The organism is Terrabacter sp. BE26, assembly GCF_041941675.1.
Taxonomy (GTDB): Bacteria; Actinomycetota; Actinomycetes; order Actinomycetales; family Dermatophilaceae; genus Terrabacter.
Map to the genome: position 1 here is coordinate 673,986 of NZ_CP090122.1, position 22,096 is coordinate 696,081.

At 71.9% G+C, this 22,096-nt stretch carries 18 protein-coding genes; 2 read left to right on the forward strand and 16 right to left on the reverse strand.

The genetic code is table 11. The annotated features are described in order from the left end of the window. Positions 1 to 2 precede the first annotated feature (2 nt). From secA to LQK93_RS03225, 9 genes are all read right to left on the reverse strand, one after another. A complete protein-coding gene (secA, locus tag LQK93_RS03185; RefSeq protein ID WP_374970129.1) occupies positions 3 to 2,828 on the reverse strand; it encodes a preprotein translocase subunit SecA in 2,826 nt (941 codons plus the stop codon). Between the two features lie 180 nt (positions 2,829 to 3,008). Beyond that, positions 3,009 to 4,265 (reverse strand): winged helix-turn-helix domain-containing protein, encoded by a 1,257-nt coding sequence (locus tag LQK93_RS03190; protein ID WP_374970130.1) that lies wholly within the window; start codon positions 4,263 to 4,265, stop codon positions 3,009 to 3,011. Between the two features lie 39 nt (positions 4,266 to 4,304). Next, a complete protein-coding gene (locus tag LQK93_RS03195) occupies positions 4,305 to 4,991 on the reverse strand; it encodes a response regulator (RefSeq protein ID WP_374970131.1) in 687 nt (228 codons plus the stop codon). Between the two features lie 187 nt (positions 4,992 to 5,178). Next, positions 5,179 to 5,829, reverse strand: coding sequence for a ribosome hibernation-promoting factor, HPF/YfiA family (hpf, locus tag LQK93_RS03200; protein ID WP_374970132.1), 651 nt, complete (start codon positions 5,827 to 5,829; stop codon positions 5,179 to 5,181). A gap of 282 nt (positions 5,830 to 6,111) precedes the next feature. Further along, positions 6,112 to 6,948 (reverse strand): ComF family protein, encoded by an 837-nt coding sequence (locus LQK93_RS03205; RefSeq protein ID WP_374970133.1) that lies wholly within the window; start codon positions 6,946 to 6,948, stop codon positions 6,112 to 6,114. A 240-nt stretch (positions 6,949 to 7,188) separates the two neighbouring features. Next, complete coding sequence (locus LQK93_RS03210) at positions 7,189 to 8,997, reverse strand: GerMN domain-containing protein (protein WP_374970134.1); 1,809 nt, start codon at positions 8,995 to 8,997, stop codon at positions 7,189 to 7,191. Continuing rightward, a complete protein-coding gene (gene mtrB / locus LQK93_RS03215; RefSeq protein WP_374970135.1) occupies positions 8,994 to 10,769 on the reverse strand; it encodes an MtrAB system histidine kinase MtrB in 1,776 nt (591 codons plus the stop codon). Before mtrB ends, LQK93_RS03210 begins: the two co-directional genes overlap by 4 nt. Before the next feature lies 1 nt (position 10,770). Then, on the reverse strand, positions 10,771 to 11,448 hold the full coding sequence (gene mtrA / locus LQK93_RS03220; RefSeq protein ID WP_343992099.1) for an MtrAB system response regulator MtrA: 678 nt from the start codon (positions 11,446 to 11,448) through the stop codon (positions 10,771 to 10,773). 222 nt (positions 11,449 to 11,670) lie between these two features. Next, the gene (locus LQK93_RS03225) at positions 11,671 to 12,252 is read right to left on the reverse strand and encodes a hypothetical protein (RefSeq protein ID WP_374970136.1); all 582 of its coding nucleotides are present in this window, start codon (positions 12,250 to 12,252) and stop codon (positions 11,671 to 11,673) included. Positions 12,253 to 12,398: 146 nt separating this feature from the next. Between LQK93_RS03225 and LQK93_RS03230 the strand changes: the two genes are divergently transcribed. After that, on the forward strand, positions 12,399 to 13,931 hold the full coding sequence (locus LQK93_RS03230) for a hypothetical protein (RefSeq protein ID WP_374970137.1): 1,533 nt from the start codon (positions 12,399 to 12,401) through the stop codon (positions 13,929 to 13,931). Positions 13,932 to 14,030: 99 nt separating this feature from the next. On the opposite strand, the gene ahcY is transcribed toward LQK93_RS03230, so the two are convergent. The 7 genes from ahcY to LQK93_RS03265 all read right to left on the reverse strand — a co-directional run bounded on the left by ahcY (position 14,031) and on the right by LQK93_RS03265 (position 21,430). After that, positions 14,031 to 15,467 (reverse strand): adenosylhomocysteinase, encoded by a 1,437-nt coding sequence (gene ahcY / locus LQK93_RS03235; protein WP_374970138.1) that lies wholly within the window; start codon positions 15,465 to 15,467, stop codon positions 14,031 to 14,033. A 136-nt stretch (positions 15,468 to 15,603) separates the two neighbouring features. After that, positions 15,604 to 16,545 carry a DUF808 domain-containing protein gene (locus tag LQK93_RS03240; protein ID WP_374970139.1) on the reverse strand — a complete coding sequence of 314 codons (942 nt, stop codon included), beginning with the start codon at positions 16,543 to 16,545 and terminating at the stop codon, positions 15,604 to 15,606. Positions 16,546 to 16,549: 4 nt separating this feature from the next. Continuing rightward, a complete protein-coding gene (locus LQK93_RS03245; protein WP_374970140.1) occupies positions 16,550 to 17,971 on the reverse strand; it encodes a mycothione reductase in 1,422 nt (473 codons plus the stop codon). Positions 17,972 to 18,118: 147 nt separating this feature from the next. After that, positions 18,119 to 19,282, reverse strand: coding sequence for an SIS domain-containing protein (locus tag LQK93_RS03250; protein ID WP_374970141.1), 1,164 nt, complete (start codon positions 19,280 to 19,282; stop codon positions 18,119 to 18,121). Between the two features lie 5 nt (positions 19,283 to 19,287). Then, complete coding sequence (locus LQK93_RS03255; RefSeq protein ID WP_374970142.1) at positions 19,288 to 19,518, reverse strand: Trm112 family protein; 231 nt, start codon at positions 19,516 to 19,518, stop codon at positions 19,288 to 19,290. Further along, positions 19,515 to 21,041 carry a phosphomannomutase/phosphoglucomutase gene (locus LQK93_RS03260; RefSeq protein ID WP_374970143.1) on the reverse strand — a complete coding sequence of 509 codons (1,527 nt, stop codon included), beginning with the start codon at positions 21,039 to 21,041 and terminating at the stop codon, positions 19,515 to 19,517. Before LQK93_RS03260 ends, LQK93_RS03255 begins: the two co-directional genes overlap by 4 nt. Beyond that, positions 21,038 to 21,430 (reverse strand): DUF3499 domain-containing protein, encoded by a 393-nt coding sequence (locus LQK93_RS03265; RefSeq protein WP_374970144.1) that lies wholly within the window; start codon positions 21,428 to 21,430, stop codon positions 21,038 to 21,040. The genes LQK93_RS03260 and LQK93_RS03265 overlap by 4 nt, the downstream gene beginning before the upstream one ends. 169 nt (positions 21,431 to 21,599) lie before the next feature. On the opposite strand from LQK93_RS03265, the gene LQK93_RS03270 reads away from it, so the two are divergent. Further along, positions 21,600 to 22,031, forward strand: a complete 432-nt coding sequence (locus LQK93_RS03270; RefSeq protein ID WP_374970145.1) for a metallopeptidase family protein — start codon at positions 21,600 to 21,602, stop codon at positions 22,029 to 22,031. Positions 22,032 to 22,096 lie beyond the last annotated feature (65 nt).

Here is a 22,096-nt window from a genome sequence, read left to right on the forward strand (position 1 = left end):
GGTCAGCGGCGCTTGCGCTTGACCTTCTTGCCCCGGCGGTCGGCCTGACGCTCGACCGTCTGCTGGCCACCGGTCTCGACGGCGCGGCCGTCCTCGCCGGGCGCGGTGTAGCGCAGCGCTCCGGAGCGCTGGCCGTCGCTCTCCAGGTCGACGCCCGAGACCCGGACCCCGGAGGCCACCGGCTTGCGCGCCGGCGCTTCCGCGCCGGGCTGGGCCTGCGCCGCCGCTCCGGTCGTGTCCTCCGCCACCGGGCCGGCGGAGAGACCGCCCACGAGGTCACCAACCGACATCGGGGCCGCGCCCACCGGCGTGGCGACCGGCCCGGGGACCTGCACCTCGACCGAGAACAGGTGCGAGACCGACTCCTCCTTGATGGCCTCCATCATCGCCTCGAAGAGCTGGAAGCCCTCACGCTGGTACTCGATGAGCGGGTCGCGCTGGGCCATGGCGCGCAGGCCGATGCCCTCCTGGAGGTAGTCCATCTCGTAGAGGTGCTCGCGCCACTTGCGGTCCAGGACCGACAGGACCACGCGCCGCTCCACCTCGCGCATGGTCTCGGAGCCGAGCGACTCCTCCCGCAGGTCGTACGCGTGGTGCGCGTCGGACATGAGCTGCTCGCGCAGCAGGTCGGCCGTGATGGCCTGCCGGCCGCCGGCCATGTCCTCGACCTCGTCGATGGTCAGGGACACCGGGTAGACCTGGCGCATGGCGTCCCAGAGCTTCTCGAGGTTCCAGTCGGCGGCGAAGCCCTCGGACGTCGCGGCGTCCACGTAGGAGTTCACGACGTCGTTGACGAACATGCGCAGCTGCTCGTGCAGGTCCTCGCCCATCAGCACGGCGCGGCGCTCGTCGTAGATGACCTGCCGCTGGCGGTTCATGACGTCGTCGTACTTGAGGACGTTCTTGCGGATCTCGTAGTTCTGCGCCTCGACCGAGCCCTGCGCCTTCTGGATCGAGTTGGTCACCATCTTGGACTCGATCGGCACGTTGTCCTCCATGCCGGCGGTCTGCATGAAGCGGTCGACGAGTCCGGCGTTGAACAGGCGCATGAGGTCGTCGTTGAGGGACAGGTAGAAGCGGGACTCGCCCGGGTCGCCCTGGCGTCCGGAACGACCACGCAGCTGGTTGTCGATGCGGCGCGACTCGTGCCGCTCGGTGCCGAGAACGTAGAGGCCGCCGAGCCCGGTGACCTCCTCGTGCTCGGCCGCGACCTCCTGCTCGGCCTTGGCGAGGGCCTCGTCCCAAGCGGCTTCGTACTCCTCGGGCGTCTCGTGGGGGTCGAGGCCGCGCTTCTTCAGCTCGGCCACGGCCCGGAACTCAGAGTTGCCGCCGAGCATGATGTCGGTGCCTCGACCGGCCATGTTCGTCGCGACGGTCACCGCTCCCTTGCGACCGGCCTCGGCGACGATCGCGGCCTCACGCTCGTGGTGCTTGGCGTTGAGGACCTCGTGCTTGATGCCGCGCTTCTTCAGCTGCTGCGAGAGGTACTCGCTCTTCTCGACGGAGACGGTGCCCACGAGCACGGGCTGGCCGGCGGCGTGCTTCTCGGCGATGTCGTCGACGACGGCGTCATACTTCGCCACCTCGGTGCGGTAGACGAGGTCGGGCTGGTCCTTGCGGATCATCGGGCGGTTCGTCGGGATCGGGATGACGCCGAGCTTGTAGATCGAGTTCAGCTCCGCGGCCTCGGTCTGGGCCGTGCCGGTCATGCCCGAGAGCTTGCCGTACATGCGGAAGTAGTTCTGCAGGGTGATCGTGGCGAGCGTCTGGTTCTCGTTCTTGATCTCGACGCCCTCCTTCGCCTCGATCGCCTGGTGCATGCCCTCGTTGTAGCGCCGGCCGGGGAGCATGCGGCCGGTGTGCTCGTCGACGATGAGGATCTCGCCGTTCATGACGACGTAGTCCTTGTCCTTCTTGAACAGCTCCTTGGCCTTGATGGAGTTGTTGAGGTAGCCGATGAGCGGCGTGTTGACCGTGTCGTAGAGGTTGTCGATGCCGAGGAGGTCCTCGACCCGGGCGATGCCGGACTCGAGCACGCCGACGGTGCGCTTCTTCTCGTCCACCTCGTAGTCGCCGCGGCCGTCCTCGCCCCGGGTCAGGCGGGCGGCGATCCGGGCGAACTCGACGTACCACTTCGTCGCGAGGTCGGCCGGCCCGGAGATGATGAGCGGCGTGCGGGCCTCGTCGATGAGGATCGAGTCGACCTCGTCGACGATGCAGAAGTTGTGGCCGCGCTGCACGAGCTCGCTGGGATCCCACGCCATGTTGTCGCGCAGGTAGTCGAAGCCGAACTCGTTGTTGGTGCCGTAGGTGATGTCCTTGGCGTACTCGGCGCGCCGCTGCTCGGGCGTCATCGAGGCCAGGATGACGCCGGTCTCCATGCCGAGCGCGCGGTGGACGCGGCCCATCAGCTCGGACTGGTACTCGGCGAGGAAGTCGTTGACGGTGATGACGTGCACGCCCTTGCCGGACAGCGCGTTGAGGTAGCTCGGCAGGGTCGCGACGAGCGTCTTGCCCTCACCGGTCTTCATCTCGGCGACGTTGCCCTGGTGCAGGGCGGCGCCGCCCATCAGCTGGACGTCGAAGTGCCGCTTGCCCAGGGTGCGCTTGCTCGCCTCGCGGACGGCGGCGAAGGCCTCCGGCAGGAGCATGTCGAGGGTCTCGCCGTTGTCGAGGCGCTCGCGGAAGCCCTTGGTCTCGTCGCGCAGCTCCTCGTCGGTGAGCTTCTCGAAGTCGGCCTCGAGGGCGTTGACCTGCTTGGCGATGCCCTGGAGCTTCTTCAGGGTCCGGCCTTCGCCGGCGCGAAGCAGCTTCTCGATGACGGCCATCTGGTGATCTCACTCCCGACTGAACGTGTGGACGCGCCCGGAGGGCGGGCTCCATCGCCCGTGAGAGGTCACGGGACCCGCCCTAGGCTAGCCGCCTTCCGGACACAACGACCAACGCATCGGCGAGCGGCCCGGTTCCAGCATGACCCGAGAACGTATGCCGTGTCGCCCCCCCCCGGCTCAGCCGTCCTCGACGTCGTGCCGTGCGTCCACGACGTGCAGGGAGTCCAGGCCGAGCCAGCAGGCCATCGCCTCGAGGTTGCGCAGCAGCGCCGGGCGCGCCTCGGCCGGGGCGCCGGGCTCCCAGGTGATGCGGTGGCACCGCAGCACGCCGGCCGCCCGGTCGGCCTTGAGGTCGCAGCGGGCCACGAGCGCGTCGCCGAAGAGGAAGGGCAGGACGTAGTAGCCGTGCACGCGCTTGAAGGCCGGCGTGTAGATCTCGATGCGGTAGTGGAAGTCCCAGAGGGCGTGGATGCGGTCGCGCGTCCACACCAAGGAGTCGAACGGGCTGAGCAGGGCCTCCGCGTGGACCCGGCGCGGCAACCGTGCCTCGGCGTGCAGCCAGGCCGGCTTCCAGCCCGGGACCGTCACGGGGACGAGCTCGCCGTCGGCGACGAGCCGGGCGATGGCCGGGCGGGCGTCCTCGCGCCGGATCCGGAAGTAGTCGGCGAGGCACGGCTCGGTGGCTACGCCGTGAGCGCGCGCGGCGATGCGCACCAGCTCGACGTGGCGGTCGGGGTCGGCCTCGGCGCCGGGACGCTCGGTCCAGGCCGCCCGCTGCGCCGGGGGCGCGGTGGTGGCCAGGGCGGCGTACCGGCGCTCGAACTGGCTCGTGCGCCCGGCCGAGCTGATCTGCCCGGCCCAGAAGAGGTACTCGAGCGCCTGCTTGACGTCGGACCAGTTCCAGCCCCAGTGGTCGCTGCGGCGCGGCTGGTCGTGGGCGAGGGCCACCTCGACCTCTCGGGCCGTCATCGGTCCGCGCGCCTCCACCTCGGCGCGCACGAGGTCGACGTAGTCGGGACGCTCCTGCAGGATCCGGCGCATCCCGCCCCAGGCCTTCTCGGCCGCCGCGCGCATGCGGAAGTCGAGCAGCGGCCAGGTCGACAGCGGCAGGAGGCTCGCCTCGTGCGCCCAGTACTCGACGAGGCGCCGTGGGGCCCGGTCGCGGGCGCGGTCGACGAGCGCCGTGTCGTAGGGACCCAGACGCGAGAAGAACGGGAGGTAGTGGCTTCGGGTCAGCACGTTGACGCTGTCGATCTGCACGACCCCGACCCGGTCGACGACCCGCTGCACGTGCCGCATGGTGGCGGCGAACGGCTCGGGCCGCGGGTCGAGGAAGCCCTGGGCGGCGATGGCGACGCGCCGTGCCTGCCCCCGCGTCAGGGCCCGCGCGGAGGAGCCCACGAGGGCGGCGCCGTTCGCCGCTCCCCTGGTCACCAGCTGCTCACCGACCGGTCACCCACGCGCACTCGTCATTCACTCGCCGGGGTCGATGAGCCGCTGGCGCACCGCATACATCGCCGCCTCCATGCGCGAGTGCATCTGCAGCTTGTCGAGGATGTTGCGGATGTGGTTGCGCACCGTGTTCTCGGAGATGAACAGCTCATTGGCGATCTCGCGGTTGAGCCGGCCCAGGGCCACTCGTTTGAGGATCTCGAGCTCGCGCTGCGTCAGGCGCGGCAGCTCGAACCCCGGTGTCGGCGCCGGGACCGACGCGCGCTGGCTGATCTGGGCGAACTCGTTGAGCAGCTTGGCCGCCATGAGCGGTGAGAGCAGCGACTGGCCGTGGAAGACGCTGCGGATGCCGGCCGCCACCTCCTCCGGCGGAACGTCCTTGAGGAGGTAGCCGTTGGCGCCGGCACGGACCGCCTCGAAGAGGTTGGCCTCGTCGTCGGAGCTCGTGAGCATGAGGATGCGCGCCGAGGGAACGCGCTGCTTGATGACGCGGCAGGCGTCGATGCCGCCGCGCTTGGGCATGCCCACGTCCATGACGATGACGTCGGGCAGGGTCTCCTCGGCCTGGTCGACGGCCTCGACGCCGTCGGCCGCCTCCCCCACGACCTCGATGCCGTCCTCGACCGCGAGCACGGTCTGCAGGCCCCGGCGGTAGAGCGCGTGGTCGTCGACGATGAGGACCCGGATGACGTCGGGTGGCAGGTTCACGGGTCCATCTTGTCCCAGACCGCCCACGAAGCGCGGGCAGCGCCGCGCGAGTCGTGACGCTTCCACCCCCGGCGTGCACTCGGGTGCCCCGCACGCCAAGGAGTCGGGGCGCTCCCGAGGGGGAAGGCGCGGCCCCGACTCCGGCACGGTCGGCGACCGCCGGCGGCCGTCGACAGGGAAGCAGGGATCAGCCGGTGGCTGCGGCGGGGGCGTCAACCACCATCTCGAGGTGCAGCACCCCGTAGCTCCAGCCTCGACGGCGGTAGACGACGCTCGGCCGGCCGGTCTCGACGTCATGGAAGAGGAAGAAGTCGTGTCCGACGAGCTCCATCTGGTTGACCGCCACCTCGAGGGTCATGGGAGCCGCGACGTGGACCTTCTCGCGGACCTCGATGGGCGAGTTGCCCAGGGCTCCGAAGCGATCGAGGTCGTCGACCTGGCCGTTGGCGCTCTCGAGCGGCTCGGCTTCCTCCACCGCACCGCCTGCGGAGGCGTCGACACGCGCCGTCGCACGCGCGACGGACTCCGGGAGTCGTCGTCCGCGGCTGACCCGCCGCTTGTCGTGCATCCGCCTCAGTCGCTCCATGAGCTTGTCCACGGCCGCGTCGAGGGCCGCGAACTTGTCATCGAGACAAGCCTCGGCCCGGATCACGGGGCCCTTCGCGTGGCACGTGATCTCGACCTTCTCGGACCCATGCCCGACGGGCTCGTGGGTGACCACGACGTCGATGCGATGGACCTTGGGGGCGAGGGCCGGAACCTTGGCCAGCCGCTCGTCGAGCTGCTCACGGAATCGGTCGGGGATCTGGACGTGGCGTCCAGTGACGACGATCTCCACAGTTCCTCCTTGATCGCGCACGTCTTCTTCGTGCGGTGCAGTGAGAGTGGTTCAAGGGCTCTGGTCACCTTGGACAGGCCCGCCGATGCTGCCGCACCACCCCTTCCTGTCGATCGCGTCCCCTTGGCGGGCGGCCCCTGTGCCGCACCCCCGGGACGGGGGTTCATGACTCGACCCTAGTGGCGTGGCGCTCTCACTGGAAGGCATGCCCACCAAGGCATCGAACATCACACGAGACCGCCTCCGATGTGCGCCTCACCTACCCTCGGGGGCCGTGTCGAGTCACCCTCTCGTGCGCTGGGTCGCGGCCATGGAGGCCCCCACCACGGCGCCCGCGCCGGCACGACGGAGGGCTCGAGCAGCCTCCGCGAGAGTGGCGCCCGTCGTGACCACGTCGTCGACCAGGACACACCGACGGCCGTGAACGACCCTCTGCCACAAAGGCTTCACCTCCAGCGCGCCGGACAGGTTGCCCCTGCGCTCCGACGTGCCGAGCCCTGACTGGTCCTCGACGCGGCGAAGGTGGCGCAGGGCGGGGGCAACCCGCAGGACCGGACCGGGGTGACCGGCGAGCGCCGCGACGGCCCCTTGGCACAGGCCCTCCATCGGCGTGTCTCCCCGCTGCCGCACGGCGCGCCGGGACGACGGCGCAGGGATGACGAGCACCACTCCGTCCTGCCATCCGCCGCCCCGCAGGGCCCCGGCGATCGACTCGGCCAGCAGGGGCGCCAGGACGGCGCGCAGGTCACGACGCCCGGCGTCCTTCCACGCCGACACGGCGGCGCGCAACGGGTCGGCGTAGACACCCCAGGCGTACACCCGTGGCATGCCGTCGGGAGCGGGGTGCGGCACCACCCACGGGCCTCCTCCCCCGACGCCGACGCCGACGTCGGCCGTCTGCGGGCCCGTGCCCCTCGCGGTCCCCCTGCCGCCGGCGGAGGTGTCGAAGGCCAGGCCGGCGAGGGCGCGGGCGCACCGGGGACACCAGTCGTCGCCCGCTCGCAGGCATCCGCCGCACTGGCGAGGCAGGACGAGGTCGACGAGGTCCGAGGCGCGCAGCCGCGACAACGCGGTCGCCGCCGACGACGTGAGTGACCAGCCGTCACCATCCGGGCCCACCCGACCTCCCTCGACCTTTCGACGCTCCACCGGCAGCCCGGCTCCCGCGCGGTGGGCACCGGCGCAGGCGCACCCGACCGCAACCGCGACGTCGGCATCAGTCCCAGACCAGCGGAAAGCCGGGACGAGGACGAGCCGACGCGTACGCCTGTGGAGGAGCGAGCTCTCGCGACCGGGGGTGTGGACGAATTGCCCTGGGCCCGACGGTGCCGACGGTGCCGACGGTGTCGACGGTGTCGCTCAGCCGCCGGGAACGAGCACGTCACTGCCGTGCTCGATGAGCGGCCAGGTGGAACCGGCTCGGGCCAGGACCCGGTTGTCGCTCGTGATGAGCAGCAGGCCTCGGGGTCCACCCACCGTCGTGATGGCGACCGCGCCGGGCACGGCGCTCAGGCGCCCCAGGCCGGCTCGCGTGCCGTCCACCCCCGCGCCGATCGTCGCGAGCCAGGGACGCATGGGGTCGGTGGCGCCGATCTGGCCCAGCACCGCATAGCTGTACGCATCGAGCCACGTGACGGCCTGGATGCGGGTGAGCGACTGCGCCTGGCGCAGCGGGCGGGCCAGTGACTGCGGCTCGCCGTTCGTCGCTCGCACGATCCCGCTGAGGCCGAGCTGCTCGTCGCCGCCCGAGGCGTTGGTCGTCACCAGGAGCACGCGGGCGCCGTCGGCCGACACGGACAGGGCCTTGACCCGACGACCGCCCAGCCACGGCGTGCTGATCGGCTTGGGGGACGAGGCCGGGTCGCTGGACACCGAGTCGAGCACGAAGACCCGGCCGTGCCCGGAGCCGTCGCGACCCGCGACCCAGACGTAGCCGTTGATGTCGAAGACCGGCCGGGTCAGGGACGTCGCGAAGGACGGGAACCGGCGCGTCTGCTCGGTGGTGCGCCAGACCGACAGGACGCCGCGGTCCGCAGACAGCGCCGCCACCTGCCTGCTGTCGACGGACAGCGCGAGGTCGACCCAGGCGTCCGGGATCTGGCCGACGTCACCACCCTTGGGCTTGAGGTCCGGTCGCCTGGCCGCGCCGGTGTCCGGCACGTAGCGCGGGTCGATGCGGCGGATCGTGTCGCCGCTGCGCAGCAGGGCGGTGTCGGAGAAGCTCTTCTGTGCCACGTCGTAACCGAGGTCCGCGGCCGAGGTCACCGACGTGACGCCCCCGGGGAGCTCGAGCGGGGTGTTGTCGACCGCCAAGGAGACCGACCCCACGGACGAGATCTGGCTCAGCGTCTTGGTCAGCTGCGCCCACATGGCAGCTCGCGCGGCAGGGTCGGCCGACAGCGCCTCGCTGCTGAGGTTGACCTGTGCCTTGCCCCCGGTCACCGGCACGGCGTTGACGGCGAGCTGGGTGCCGGCCGGGACGCCGGTCGTGACAGCACCGGCGAGGTGGTCGGGAACGGCACTGAGCTGTGCACGGGCCAGCGTCGTGGCCAGGCGGGTGCCGATGGGGAACCACCGCGAGTCGGGCACGAGGTCGCGACCCCCGCGGCCCACGTAGTAGACGAAGCGGTTGGTGTAGACACGGTTGAACTGATCGTTGTCGAGCCAGAGCCCGAAACCGTCCCGGGGCAGCTCGAGCCGCCACTCACCGCCGACCTTGGTCAGCCCGAAGGTGACCTTCTCGCGCGCCCCCGGCGGCTCCTCCAGGTAGCGACCGTCCGGCGTGAGCCTGGCCAGGGCGGCTGCGCTGACCTCGACCTGGTCGTCGCCGACGCGGCGCAGGGACAGGTCCCCGTCGTAGACGACGACGTCCTCGCTCGACCAGCGCCACAGGTCCACGGACTGGGGCGCCAGGAAGGAGCGGCCCGTCGCGTGCGTCTCGTCGATGTCCTCCCCCGCGCGCAGGAAGCCGCGCACGATGGCCTCCTGGCTCGCCCCGTCGACGGGACCCACGGCCACCACCCGTACGGGCTCGTTGAGCACCTCACCGAGCGCTCGCCCCTCGACGACCGGCCCGGTGCCCGGCAACCCACCGCAGCCGGCCAGCAGGGAGCAGGCCGCCATCAGCAGGCACACGAGCACACGCGCCCTCACGCTGAGGGGCGTCATGGCGATCGCTCGACGACGATGCGACGCAGGCGGACGGTGTCGTCGTCCGCCGGTCCGTTCGCCCCCGCCTCGCCGGCCTGACCGCCCTGACCGGTCGGCCCCGTCGGTTGCGAGCCCGGCTTGCCGTCGCGCAGTGCGCGGGCCCGAGCGGCCTCAGCGATGAGGGGGCTCAGCGGGAGCGGGGAGCCGGTGATGGTGGCATTGGCCCTCCGCGGCAGCGTGAGCCGGAAGCAGGAGCCCTCGCCGAGGGCGCCCCACGCCTCCAGCCGCCCGCCGTGGAGGCGTGCGTCCTCCAGGGCGATGGCGAGCCCGAGGCCCGTGCCCCCGGTCGTGCGCGCCCGAGCGGGGTCGGCTCGCCAGAACCGGGTGAAGACCAGTGCCGCCTCCCCCGGGCGCAGCCCGACGCCGTGGTCGCGCACGGTGACGGCGACAGCCGTGTCGTTGTCCGCCACCGTCACCTCGACGGGCTTGCCCTCGCCGTGCTCGACGGCGTTGGAGACCAGGTTGCGCAGGATGCGCTCGATGCGGCGCGAGTCCATGTCGGCCAGCACCGGCGTGGCGGGCGTGCGCACGACGAGCTGCGTGCCCTTGCGCGCCGCGAGGGTGCGGTGCGCGTCGACGGCGCGCTCCACACAGCTGCGCAGGTCGACGGCCTCGACCTCGAGCTGCGCCGCACCGGCGTCGAAGCGGGAGATCTCGAGCAGGTCGGCGAGCAGCTCCTCGAACCGGTCGAGCTCGCCGCGGAGCAGCTCGGCCGAGCGGGCCACCGTCGGCTCGAAGTCGGCGCGGGAGTCGTGGATGAGGTCGCCCGCCATCCGGATGGTCGTCAGGGGGGTGCGCAGCTCGTGCGAGACGTCCGAGACGAACCGCTGCTGGACGCGGGAGAGGTTCTCCAGCTGGGCGATCTGCTGCTGGATCGAGGCCGCCATGCCGTTGAACGAGTTGGCGAGCCGGGCGAGGTCGTCCTCGCCCTTGGCCCGCATGCGCTCGCCGAGGTTGCCCTCGGCGAAGCGCTCGGCGACGGCCGCTGCGCGCCGGACCGGGTCGGCGACGAGTCTCGTCACGACGAAGGCGATGGCGCCGATCAGCACCGTCAGGGCCGCACCTCCGAAGAGGAAGGTCTGGCCGATGAAGCTGATGATCTCGCGCTCGCGGTCCATCGGGTAGATGAAGTAGAGGCCGTAGTCGCCGGCCACGGGCAGCACGACCTTCTGCCCGACGATCACCGCTGAGACGCTGCTGTTGCCCTCGTCGATGGTCGCCACCTGCAGGTGCTGGCGGCTCGGCTGGGCCGCGACCTGCCGGCGCAGCTCGTCGGGGATGAAGCGCACTCCGACGCTGCCGCTCTCGATGGGCCCGACGATCACCGGGGAGGAGTTGTCGTCGAAGCGCGTCAGCACGACGTAGCGCGTCTCGTTCCCGGCGTCGCGCCGGTAGGAGTTGATGAGCGTGGTGGCGAACTGAGTGAGCTTGGCCTGCGTGTCGGTCTGGTCGGTCGAGTCGAACTGGCCCTGGGCGTCGGTCGCGTCGCGCAGGCTGTCCTCGGCGGCGATGCGCTGGCGACTGTCGACGAGGCCCTGCGCGATGGAGCCGTAGAGGTAGGTGCCGACGGCGGCGAGCACGAGGATGCCGAGCAGCATCGTCACGACGACGACGCGGAAGCCGAGCGAGGCCCGCCACAGGTGCAGGACCCGCTGCCAGAGGCCGCGCAGCAGCGAGCCGGCCCGCGAGGCCAGGCCCGCGGGTCCACCGGTGGCCGCGCGCTGGCTCATGTCAGGACGGGCCCGCCTTGTAGCCGACGCCCCGGACGGTGACGACGATCTCGGGGCGCTCGGGGTCGTGCTCGATCTTGGACCGCAGCCGCTGGACGTGGACGTTGACGAGGCGGGTGTCGCCCGCGTGGCGGTAGCCCCACACCTGCTCGAGGAGGACCTCGCGGGTGAACACCTGCCACGGCTTGCGCGCGAGGGCGACCAGCAGGTCGAACTCGAGCGGCGTCAGCGACAGGGGCTGACCGTCGCGCTTGACCGAGTGGCCGGCGACGTCGATGTCCAGGTCGCCGATGGCGAGCTTCTCCGGTGCGGGCTCGTCGCCGCGGCGCAGCCGGGCCCGCACCCGGGCGATGAGCTCCTGGGGCTTGAAGGGCTTGACGACGTAGTCGTCGGCGCCGGACTCGAGGCCCACGACGACGTCGACGGTGTCGGTGCGGGCGGTCAGCATGACGATCGGCACACCGCTCTCGGCGCGGATGCGGCGGCACACCTCCATGCCGTCGAGCCCGGGAAGCATGACGTCGAGCAGCACCAGGTCGGCTCGCGAGTCACGGAAGGCGGCCACGGCCTCGGAGCCATCGGCCACGTGGGTGACCTCGAGCCCCTCGTTGCGCAGCACGATCCCGAGCATCTCGGCGAGTGCGAGGTCGTCGTCGACGACCAGTACCCGACCCTTCACGACACACTCCTCCCCGGAGCCCGCGGTTGACGCGGCCCCGTACGTCCTGACCAAATCATCACACACGCCTGACCGGACGCTGACGTGCTGCGACCGCGCCGCAGCGACGCGCGGGCACGCCCCCGGCCGGGTGCCGTCGTGTCCCGAGCCGTATGCCGTCCGGTCGCGCCCGCGGACCGCGCGGGCCGGCATACGCCCTGAAGGAGGGTCAGCCGTGCGGACTCAGCCCTGCGTGATGTACCACTTGCCGCCGATGCGGACCGCCTTGAAGCTGCGGACGACGTCGGCGGCCAGCGCCGGCTCGGTGGTGACGCTGTCGAAGGTCGCGGTGTCGCCCTTGACCGTGGCTCCGGTGATCCGGAGGCCCTTGAAGGCGGCGCCCAGCTCCTTGAGCTGGTCGAGCATGGGCGTGATCCTCGTGCCGCAGGCGGCTGCCGCACCGGGGATGCTGGGGATCGGCTTGCCGCCCGTGGACATCAGCCGGCAGACGGTGTTGCCGTCGCCCGAGACCATCGCGGCGAGCCAGGAGGTCATGGCCGCCTCCGGCGTGGACTGGTCAGCGGGGCCCGCCGTCACGCTGGGGATGGCGGTGCCTGCGGTGGTGCCTGAGCCGTCCGTGGGCGTTGGGGGCACGGTGTCGGTCGCCGTCCCGGTGTCCGTGCTCGTCGGGCCCGGCGCACTCGACGTGCTCGACCCGACCGGAGCAGTCGCCGACGGCCCGCCGTCCCCTGCACCCGACTTCGAGCAGGCGGCGAGGGAGACGGACAGTGCCAGTGCGAGCGCACCGGTCAAGAGCTTCTTCATGGAGGTCCCTGCCAGAAGAGGTGGACGGTCGGTCGGTCTGCCAATCCTGTCACGCGAGCCCCCGGCACGCGTCCCGGGAGGCGCTGCACGAGCCCCAATCCACACAAAACGCCCCGTCCGGACGCCGGAGCCGCGATGATCTGCGGGTGACGAGCGACAGCAGGGGCAGCGCCGCGACAGCCGAGCCGCAGGCCCGAGCGACCGCCGTCGACGCTCACGACAGCGGCTCGCACGCCGGGCCCGCCGCCCCCACCAGAGCCGAGGAGCCCCTGGGGATCGGCGGACCCGCTCGGCGGGGGCCGCTGCCCCTTGCCGTGCGCCAGGGCCTGCCCGGGCTCGTCATCCTCGTCGCGGTCATGCTGGTGGCGCGACCCGTCGGCGACCCCGACACCTTCTGGCACCTCGCGGCCGGTGACTACCTGCGCCGGACGTGGACCTTCAACGGCCCGGACCCGTGGAGCACCATGTCGACGCAGCCGTGGCGGCTGCACGAGTGGCTCCCCGAGCTGCTGATGAGCGCGGTGCAGCAGCTGCTCGGCCTGGCCGCGGTGGCGTGGCTCCTGCCGCTCGGAGCCGCCGCCATCGGGCTCACCCTCTGGCGCGCCATCCGCCCCCGGGCCTCGCTGCTGGCCTCCGCCGCGGTCACGTCGGTCACGTTCGTCGCGATGAGCCAGAGCCTGTCGCTGCGCCCGCACCTGCTCTCCTTCGCCTTCGCCGTGGCGTTCACGGCTGCGTGGCTGCGCTCGGCCCGCGACGGCCGACCGCGCTGGTGGCTGGTCCCCGTGACCTGGCTCTGGGCGTGTTGCCACGGCATGTGGTTCTTCGGCGTCGTCATCGGCGCGGTCGCGCTGCTGGGAATCGCCCTGGACCGGGTCGTGGGCCTGCGCCAGTGGCTGCGCCTCGCTGCCGTGTCGCTCGCGTCGCTGGCGGCCGCCGCCCTGACACCCACCGGCCCCTCGCTGCTGCTGTCGCCCTTCGCCGTCAACGAGACGACCCAGTACATCGAGGAGTGGATGCCCCCGTCGCTGCACCAGCCGGGGTTCCTCGGCTTCCTCGCGCTCGCAGCCACGGTGGTGCTCGTCTGGGCGCGCTCCCGCCGCGCGGTCCCCTGGACCGAGGTGCTGCTCGTGGGCCTGTCCATCGGCCTGGCCCTGCTGTACAGCCGCACGGTCGCCATGGGCGCTGCGGTCATCGCCCCGGTGGCGGCGGCCACCGTCCAGACCCTCCTGCCGCCCGACCGAGAGCCGGTGGCCCGGCGCGAGGTCCGGCTGACGCTGGGCCTGACCGCCCTGGGGCTGCTCGTCGCCGCCCTGGTCCTGCCGGCCCGGGCCACCGTGCCGGGCTGGGGCGCCGGCGACCTCGACGCACCGCTGTCCGCGCTGCCTGCCGGGACGGTCCTGTGCAACGACTACGGCGTCGGCGGCTGGCTCATCTGGGCGCACCCGAACGTGCGGCCCACCATCGACGGCCGGGTCGAGGTCTACGCCGCCGGCCACGTCAAGGAGCACATCGACTTCGAGCGGGCTGCCCCCGGCTGGCAGTCCTACCTCGCGCGCACCCACTGCACGTACGCGCTGCTCGGCAGGGACCAGTCCGTCGTCGAGGCCCTCACCGCCCGGGCGCAGTGGACGGTCGCCCGGCGGGGCAGCCAGTACGTCCTGCTGCGCGCGCCGCGCTGAGCCTCGCGTTCGATCCCGCCCCGGACGGACGTATGCCGCCCACCTCGCGAGGTGGGCGGCATACGCAAGCCGTGAGTGCAGGCCCGTGGGCCCGATCGCTCAGTAGCGGTAGTGGTCCGGCTTGTACGGGCCGGCGACGTCGACGCCGAGGTACTCGGCCTGGGCCTTGGTCAGCTCGGTGAGCTGGACACCGAGAGCGTCGAGGTGCAGGCGCGCGACCTTCTCGTCGAGGTGCTTCGGCAGCGTGTAGACCTGCTTCTCGTAGTCACCGGTCTTCGTGAAGAGCTCGATCTGGGCGATCGTCTGGTTGCTGAAGCTGTTGCTCATGACGAAGCTCGGGTGGCCGGTGGCGTTGCCGAGGTTCATCAGGCGACCCTCGGACAGCACGATGATCGAGCTGCCGCTCTCGAAGGTCCACTCGTGCACCTGCGGCTTGATCTGCGTCTTCTGGATGCCGGGGACGCGAGCGAGACCGGCCATGTCGATCTCGTTGTCGAAGTGGCCGATGTTGGCCACGATCGCCTTGTTCTTCATCTTCGTCATGTGATCGGCGGTGATGACGTCGTAGCAGCCGGTCGTGGTGATGAAGATGTCGGCGGTCTCGACGACGTCCTCGAGGCGGGCGACCTGGAAGCCCTCCATGGCGGCCTGCAGCGCGCAGATCGGGTCGATCTCGGTGACGATGACGCGGGCGCCCTGGCCACGGAGCGACTCGGCGCAGCCCTTGCCCACGTCGCCGTAGCCGGCGACGACGGCGACCTTGCCCCCGATGAGGACATCGGTGGCGCGGTTGAGTCCGTCGATGAGCGAGTGGCGGCAGCCGTACGTGTTGTCGAACTTGCTCTTGGTCACCGCGTCGTTGACGTTGATGGCCGGGAAGAGCAGGTCGCCGGCCTCGGCCAGCTGGTAGAGGCGGTGGACACCGGTCGTGGTTTCCTCGGTGACGCCCTTGATACCGGCGGCGACCGTGGTCCACTTCTGCGGGTCGGTGGCCAGCGTCTGGCGCACGAGCTCCTTGAAGACGCCGAACTCCTCGGAGTCCTCGTCGGTGGTGGGCGGCACCTGGCCGGCCTGCTCCCACTCGCGACCCTTGTGCACGAGCATCGTGGCGTCGCCGCCGTCGTCGAGGATCATGTTGGGGCCCTCGCCGCCGGGCCAGGTGAGGATCTGGTCGGTGCACCACCAGTACTCGGGGAGGGTCTCGCCCTTCCAGGCGAAGACGGGCACGCCCTGCAGGTCCTCGGGGGTGCCGTTCGGACCGACCACGACGGCGGCGGCGGCCTCGTCCTGGGTGGAGTAGATGTTGCAGGAGGCCCAGCGGACCTCGGCGCCGAGCGCGGTGAGCGTCTCGATGAGGACGGCCGTCTGCACGGTCATGTGCAGCGAGCCCGCGATGCGCGCGCCCTTGAGGGGCTGGGCCTCGGCGTACTCCTCGCGGATCGACATGAGGCCGGGCATCTCGTGCTCGGCGAGTCGCAGCTGGTGTCGGCCGGCCTCGGCGAGGCTCAGGTCGGCAACCTTGTAGTCGAAGGACATGAGTGATCGTTTCCCTTGATCGTCGGTCTGCAGACCCGGCGCGCCCCTCTGGGCTGTTGTGGCGGGTCATCACCCACGCCGGCAGTGGCCCAGTCTAGCGGCGGCCCCGCCGCGCGCCCGAATGCCGTGTCGACGGTCAGTGAGCTGCGGCGGTCCGGTCGTGCTTCTTGCTGCGCGGGACGACGTGCAGGACGGCCACGACGACCGCACCGACGACGAGGCCGATGAGCGCGGACGCCAGCGTGTTGGCGATCCAGGCGAGCAGTCCCCCGATGCCGGCGACACCGTGCACCGCCTCCTCGAGGTGGTGCACCTGCGCGTAGAGCCAGTGCCAGCCGAGCTCGTCGGCCCCGACCAGCAGGATGTGGCCCCCGACCCACAGCATGGCGGCGATCCCGACCGTCGAGAGGACCGAGAGCAGCCGGGGCATCCCCTTGACGAGGGCGTGCCCGACGCGCTGCGAGGCACCCGAACTCCGCCGTGCGAGCGAGAGTCCGACGTCGTCCATCTTCACGATCAGGCCGACCACGCCGTAGACGAGCACGGTGATGAGCACGGCGACGATGACCAGCACGATGAGACGCGAGAGGAAGGGCTCGGTGTCGACCTCGTTCAGGGCGATGACCATGATCTCCGCCGAGAGGATGAAGTCGGTGCGGACGGCGCCCGTCACCACGGCGTCCTCGTCGACCGTCCCGGCCGCGGCCTTCTCCTCGCGGTGTCCGGAGACGATCTCCCACACCTTCTCGGCGCCCTCGTAGGCGAGGTAGCCGCCGCCGACCATCAGGATCGGGGTCAGCAGCCACGGCACGAACTGGCTGAGCACCATGATGACGGGCAGGATGACGAGCAGCTTGTTGCGCAGGGAGCCCACGGCGATCCGCCGGATGATCGGCAGCTCACGCTCCGGGGCCAGGCCCTCCACGTAGCGGGGTGTCACCGCGGTGTCGTCGACGATGACACCGGTGGCCTTGGCACTGGCCTTGGCAGCGGCGGCCCCCACGTCGTCGACCGACGCGGCGGCGAGCTTCACGAGAGCCGCGATGTCGTCGAGGAGCGCTACGAGTCCGCCTGCCATTCCGTCATCCTAGGGCGGTCTGGGAGTCACCTGAGAACGCGGGGGGCTCGACCCGCAGGCCCAGCAGCGCGTTCTCGACGACTTCGGCCAGCGCCGGGTGGATCCAGTACTGGTCCCTGGCGAGCTGGTGGACCGTCGTGCCGAAGGCCATGCCCTGCACCAGCGGCTGGATGAGTGTCGTGGCCTGCGGCCCCATCAGGTGGGCGCCGAGCAGCAGCCCGGTCGACGGGTCGGCGAGGAGCTTGCACACGCTCGTCGTGTCCTCCATCGCCCAGCCGTATGCCGTGTCGCCGTAGGCCTGGACGTGGCTGACGTGGGCGATCCCCCTGTCGATGCACTCCTCCTCCGTGAGCCCCACGGTCGCGATCTGGGGGTGGCTGAAGACCCCGGACGGGACGTGGCGGTGGGGCAGCGGCCGAAGGTCGTCCGGGTGCACGAGGTTGTGGGCGATGGTCCTCGCCTCGGCGTTGGCCACGTGCTTGAGCTGGTACGGAGCGCTGACGTCGCCCAGGGCCCACACTCCCGGAGCGCTGGTGCGGCCGTACTCGTCGACCTCGATGCGACCGTCCTCAAGCAGCCGCAGTCCGCCCGCCTCGGTGCCGAGCCCGGCCGTGTTGGCGCGCCGGCCGGTGGCGACGAGGAGCAGGTCCGCCTCGACGACCGCGACGCTGTCGAGGTGCAGCCGCACGCCCGCTCCCCCGGCGCCTCGCTCGACGCCCACGACGTTGGTGCCGGTGCGCACGTCCCACCGCTCCCCGGCCAGGTCGGTGAACCGCTGGGCGATGCCGGCGTCGAGGTGGCGCAGCAGGTGCGAGGCCCGCGCCAGCACGGTGACGTGCACGCCGAACGAGGCGAAGACATGGGCCATCTCGGCCGCGATGAAGCCGCCGCCGAGGATCGCGAGGCGCTCGGGCAGCTCGTCGATCCGCATGATGGTCTCGGAGGTGTGGAAGGGCACACCCGACTCGGCGACGACGTCGGGCACCACCGGGTGGGCGCCGGCGGCCACGACGACCTGGTCAGCGGTCAGGCTCTCCTCGCGCCCGTCGGGGAGGGCCACCGTGAGCCTGCGGTCGCCGGTGAAGCGGGCGTGGCCGAGGTAGGCGCTCGTGTTGGGTCCCTCCAGGCGGTACTTCTTGCCCGCCTCCGAGATGGGGTCGATCCGGGCGAAGATGCGGTCGCGCACGTCGGACCAGCGCACGCCTTGGAGCGTGGCGTCGACGCCGTAGCGGCCGGCGTCCTGGGCGTTGCGGGCCAGGTCGGCGGCGTAGACGAACATCTTGGTCGGGATGCAGCCGACGTTGAGGCAGGTCCCGCCGAAGGTGCCGCCATCGATCACGGCGACGCGCCGGTCGTCGAAGTCCGGCGTCACGAGGGCGTTGCCCGAGCCGCTGCCGAGGATGGCCAGGTCGAAGTGCGGATCCACCGGGGCAGCCTATGTCGCAGGCACGTCGCGGGGGCTCGTCACGCAGCCCCGTGCGTACGCCGGCGGTGGGCCGGCTGCGTCGCCGCCGAGCATGCCGTCAGGGGCCCAGACCGAACGGGCCGCGGGCGCAGCGCGCACCCGGCACGCTCAGCCTTGCGCGTCTCGCATCTCGCGGGCCCCACGGAGCAGGCGCACGTGCGGCGAGGTGGCCGGGTCGAAGCCGAAGCCGAGCGCGAGGTACGTGGCGGCGAAGTCCGTCAGCGCCACGTGCTGCGCGAGCCGCAGCAACGGCTCGGCCGCCGCGGCGTCGACGAGGGACACTCGCACGCCCGCGTCCTGGGCCACCGACACGATGGTGTCGGCGAGCCCGTGGCCGGCGCCTTCCGAGGCGTCGCGTAGCATCACGAGGCGCAGGGGCGGTCGGCTCGGCCCGTCGAGGAAGGGGTCGGCGAAGATGTCGTCGTTGCCGCCGCCGTTCGACTGGCCGGGAGCCAGCGGGCCGTCGAAGCAGGCGACGATCTGGCTCGCGGCGTCCGGCAGGCAGCCGTGGGCTACCGGGACGCGTCCGGTGCGCCCGAACATGGCGGCCGCCCGTCGCGCCGTCACGTCGCCGAAGGCACCCTCCCCCAGCACGATCGGCGTCGACTCGGACAGCTCGATGGCGAGCAGCTTGGCGGGGTTGGTGAACGACTCGGACGACGGGCCGACCTCGGAAGCCGTGCGGTCGAGCACGTCGGCGAGGCCGACGAGCGTCTCGTGGTCCACCGTGGCGATGCCCATGGCGTCTGCCGCGAGGAGCGCCGGCGTGGCCTGCGCCCACACCGAGGTGCGCGACGAGGCCCCGGTCACGGCGATGGGCACGTGGACCCCGTGCGCGCGGGCAGACACCTCGGCCAGCGGCGAGTCCGCGGCGCCCACGGTCACCAGGAAGGCACCCCGTCGGGCGCCCTCGGCCGCCAGGGCGAGCGTGCCGGCCGCACGGCCGGACTGGGACACGGCAAGGACCACGTCGAGAGCCCCGACCCACCCGGGCAGCGACCCGGAGGTGCAGCTCTGGACGGGCAGGGCGGAGGCCCCGCGCGAGACCGCCTCGAAGATGTCCGCAACGGCGACCGAGCCACCGGCGGCCGCCACGACGACGCCGCGAGGGCCGACGTCACGCAGCCTGCCGAGCCCGGCCTCGCTCGCCGCGGCGATCGTGCGGCGCACCTGCGCCCCGGCTCCGGCCAGCGCCCGCAGGGTGTCGGTGGAGTCGAGCGACGCCAGGGCGCCCTCGTCGTCGAGGCGGGACTCCTCGAACACGGCGCCCACGGCGCTCAGCCGTCGGTGCGCCGGGAGAGCTCGACCAGCAGGACCGGCACGCCACCCTCGACGGGGTAGGCGAGGCGGCACGTGGCGCAACGCAGCTCGGCGGTCTCCGGGTTCGCTTCGCCGTGCCCGGCGCCCTCACCGGCTCCGTGGACGGCGTCCGTGAGCTCCCCCTTGCACTGGGGGCACCGGATGATGCCGCGCAGCCACGGCTCGATGGTCTGCTGGCTCTGGGTCACGAAGCATCTCCTGCGGCAGGGGTGGAGGGACTGTTCGGTGTGTCGTCGTGCGTGCGGTCGACCGGGTCGGCCTGTGAGGAGCCCGCCCGGATCAGGGCGAGCAGCTCGTCGCGCACGTCCTGCATCGTCTCACGGTCGGCCGCCTCGACGTTCAGGCGCAGCAGCGGCTCGGTGTTGGAGGCGCGGACGTTGAACCACCACGAGGGCGACTGGCCCTCGGGACAGGTCACCGTGAGCCCGTCGAGCTCGTCGGTGCGGGCGCCCCGGACCTGCGCCCAGGCACGCACCTGCTCGACGACGGCGGGCTGGTCGCTCACGGTGGAGTTGATCTCGCCGGAGGCGACGTAGCGCTCGTACTCGGCGCAGAGCTCGGAGAGCGGTCGGTCCTGCTCGCCGAGCGCCGCCAGGACGTGCATGGCGGCGAGCATCCCGGTGTCGGCGAACCAGAAGTCGCGGAAGTAGTAGTGCGCCGAGTGCTCGCCGCCGAATACGGCTCCGGCACGTGCCATCTCGGCCTTGATGAACGAGTGGCCGACGCGGGTGCGCACCGGAGTGGCCCCGGACTCGAGGATGACCTCGCGCACCGCGGTGCTCGAGATGACGTTGTGCACCACGGCCACCTCGGCGTCTCCGCCCGCACGGGCCCGGGCGATCTCGCGGACCGCGACGAGGCCGGTGACCGCGCTGGGAGAGACGGGTTCGCCGTCGGCGTCCACCACGAAGCAGCGGTCGGCGTCGCCGTCGAAGGCGAGGCCGATGTCGGCCCCGTGCTGACGCACCGCGGCCTGCAGGTCGACGAGGTTGGCGGGGTCGAGCGGGTTGGCCTCGTGGTTGGGGAAGGTGCCGTCGAGCTCGAAGTAGAGCGGCACGATCTCGAGCGGCAGCTCGGGCAGGCCGGCGCTCGTACCGAGGACGGCGGGGACGGTGTGTCCGCCCATGCCGTTGCCTGCGTCGACCACGACCTTGAGCGGGCGCGACCCCGAGAGGTCGACGAGGCCTCGCAGGAAGGCGGCGTAGTCGCCGAGCAGGTCACGCGTCGTCACGGAGCCGGGACCGCCGGCCGGGTGCGCCAGGCCGCTGCCGCCGTCGAGCATCCACTGCGCGAGGTCGCGGATCTCGGCCAGCCCGGAGTCCTGGCCCACGGGCCGGGCCGCCGAGCGGCACAGCTTGATGCCGTTGTAGCGAGCTGGGTTGTGGCTGGCGGTGAACATCGCGCCGGGCAGGTTCAGCGCGCCACTGGCGTAGTAGAGCCCGTCGGTGGAGCACAGCCCGATCACGGTGACGTCGACGCCGCGCGAGGTCACCCCGGCGGCGAAGGCCGCGGACAGCTCGGGCGAGCTCGGCCGCATGTCGTGCCCGATGACGACGCCGTCGGCTCCGTCGGGGACGGCGACGACCTCGGCGAAGGCGGCACCGATCGCGTGGGCCACCTCCGGCGAGAGCTGGTCGGGGACGATCCCACGTACGTCGTAGGCCTTGACGAAGTCTGCGAGGTGCGGCACGCCGATCAGACTAGTGGTCACGAGTCCTTGAGGATGCGCAGGTGGCCACGACGGCCCGACTCGACGGCGCCGGACTCCGCCTCGGTGCTCGCCTGCCCCCGGGACGGTGAGCGGCTGTCGACAGGACGGCTGGCGCGGGGCTTTCCGGCCTCGCGCACGGCGTCGGCGAGCGCCAGCAGGTCGTCGGTCGCGAGCGTCGGCTCCGGGAACTCGCCACCCACGCGTACGACCTCCCAACCGCGAGGAGCGGTCATCCGCTCCGCGTGCTCGAGGCACAGGTCGTAGGTGTGCGGCTCGGCATACGTCGCCAGCGGACCCACGACGACCGCACGGTCGGCGTACGCGTAGGTCAGGGTGGCGACGGCCGGACGAGCGCATCCCGTCTTCGAGCAACCACGTGTCAGACCCACGATCGGGGACTCTAGCCCCGCCCTCCCGGAGAGGACGAATCACCACGCCGTCGGAGCCCCGATACCGGGGTTCGCGAGGCTCCCGAGAGCGTATGCCGCCGGGCCGGGACACGCTGCCCCGCTGGAGCGTCGACGCCGACCGCCGCGTCCGCCGATCTACAGTGGAGCCGTGGATCCTGCCCAGCCCCGCGTCACCGGGCACCGCCGCCGCGACCGCCACGGCCGTGGTCGGCGCGGGCCGTTGGCCTGGCCACCGGTGCCGGCGATGGTGTCGCGCCGCGACGAGTTCGACGACTTCGTCCTCGACGCCGCGGCCCGGCTCGAAGCCACCTGCGGACGGGCCTTCCCCGCCGTGGAGTTCGCGGTGGAGGACGTTCCCCGCGGCCCGGCTCCGTGGGACCACCGCGAGGTTCCCCTCGGGCGCCTCTACCCGGCGACCGGAGCCCGCCCGGCTCGCATCGTCGTGTACCGCCGCCCCGTGGAGACCCGGGTCACCGACCGGCGGGACGTGGCCGCTCTCGTCGCCGACATCGTCACCGAGCAGGTGGCGGGCCTGCTGGGCGTCTCGCCCGAGGAGCTGGATCCCGGTTTCGGCGAGTGACCGGATGGGCGGCCACCCTCGTCGCACACGGCCACCGACACGAGCAGGACACGATCACGACACGA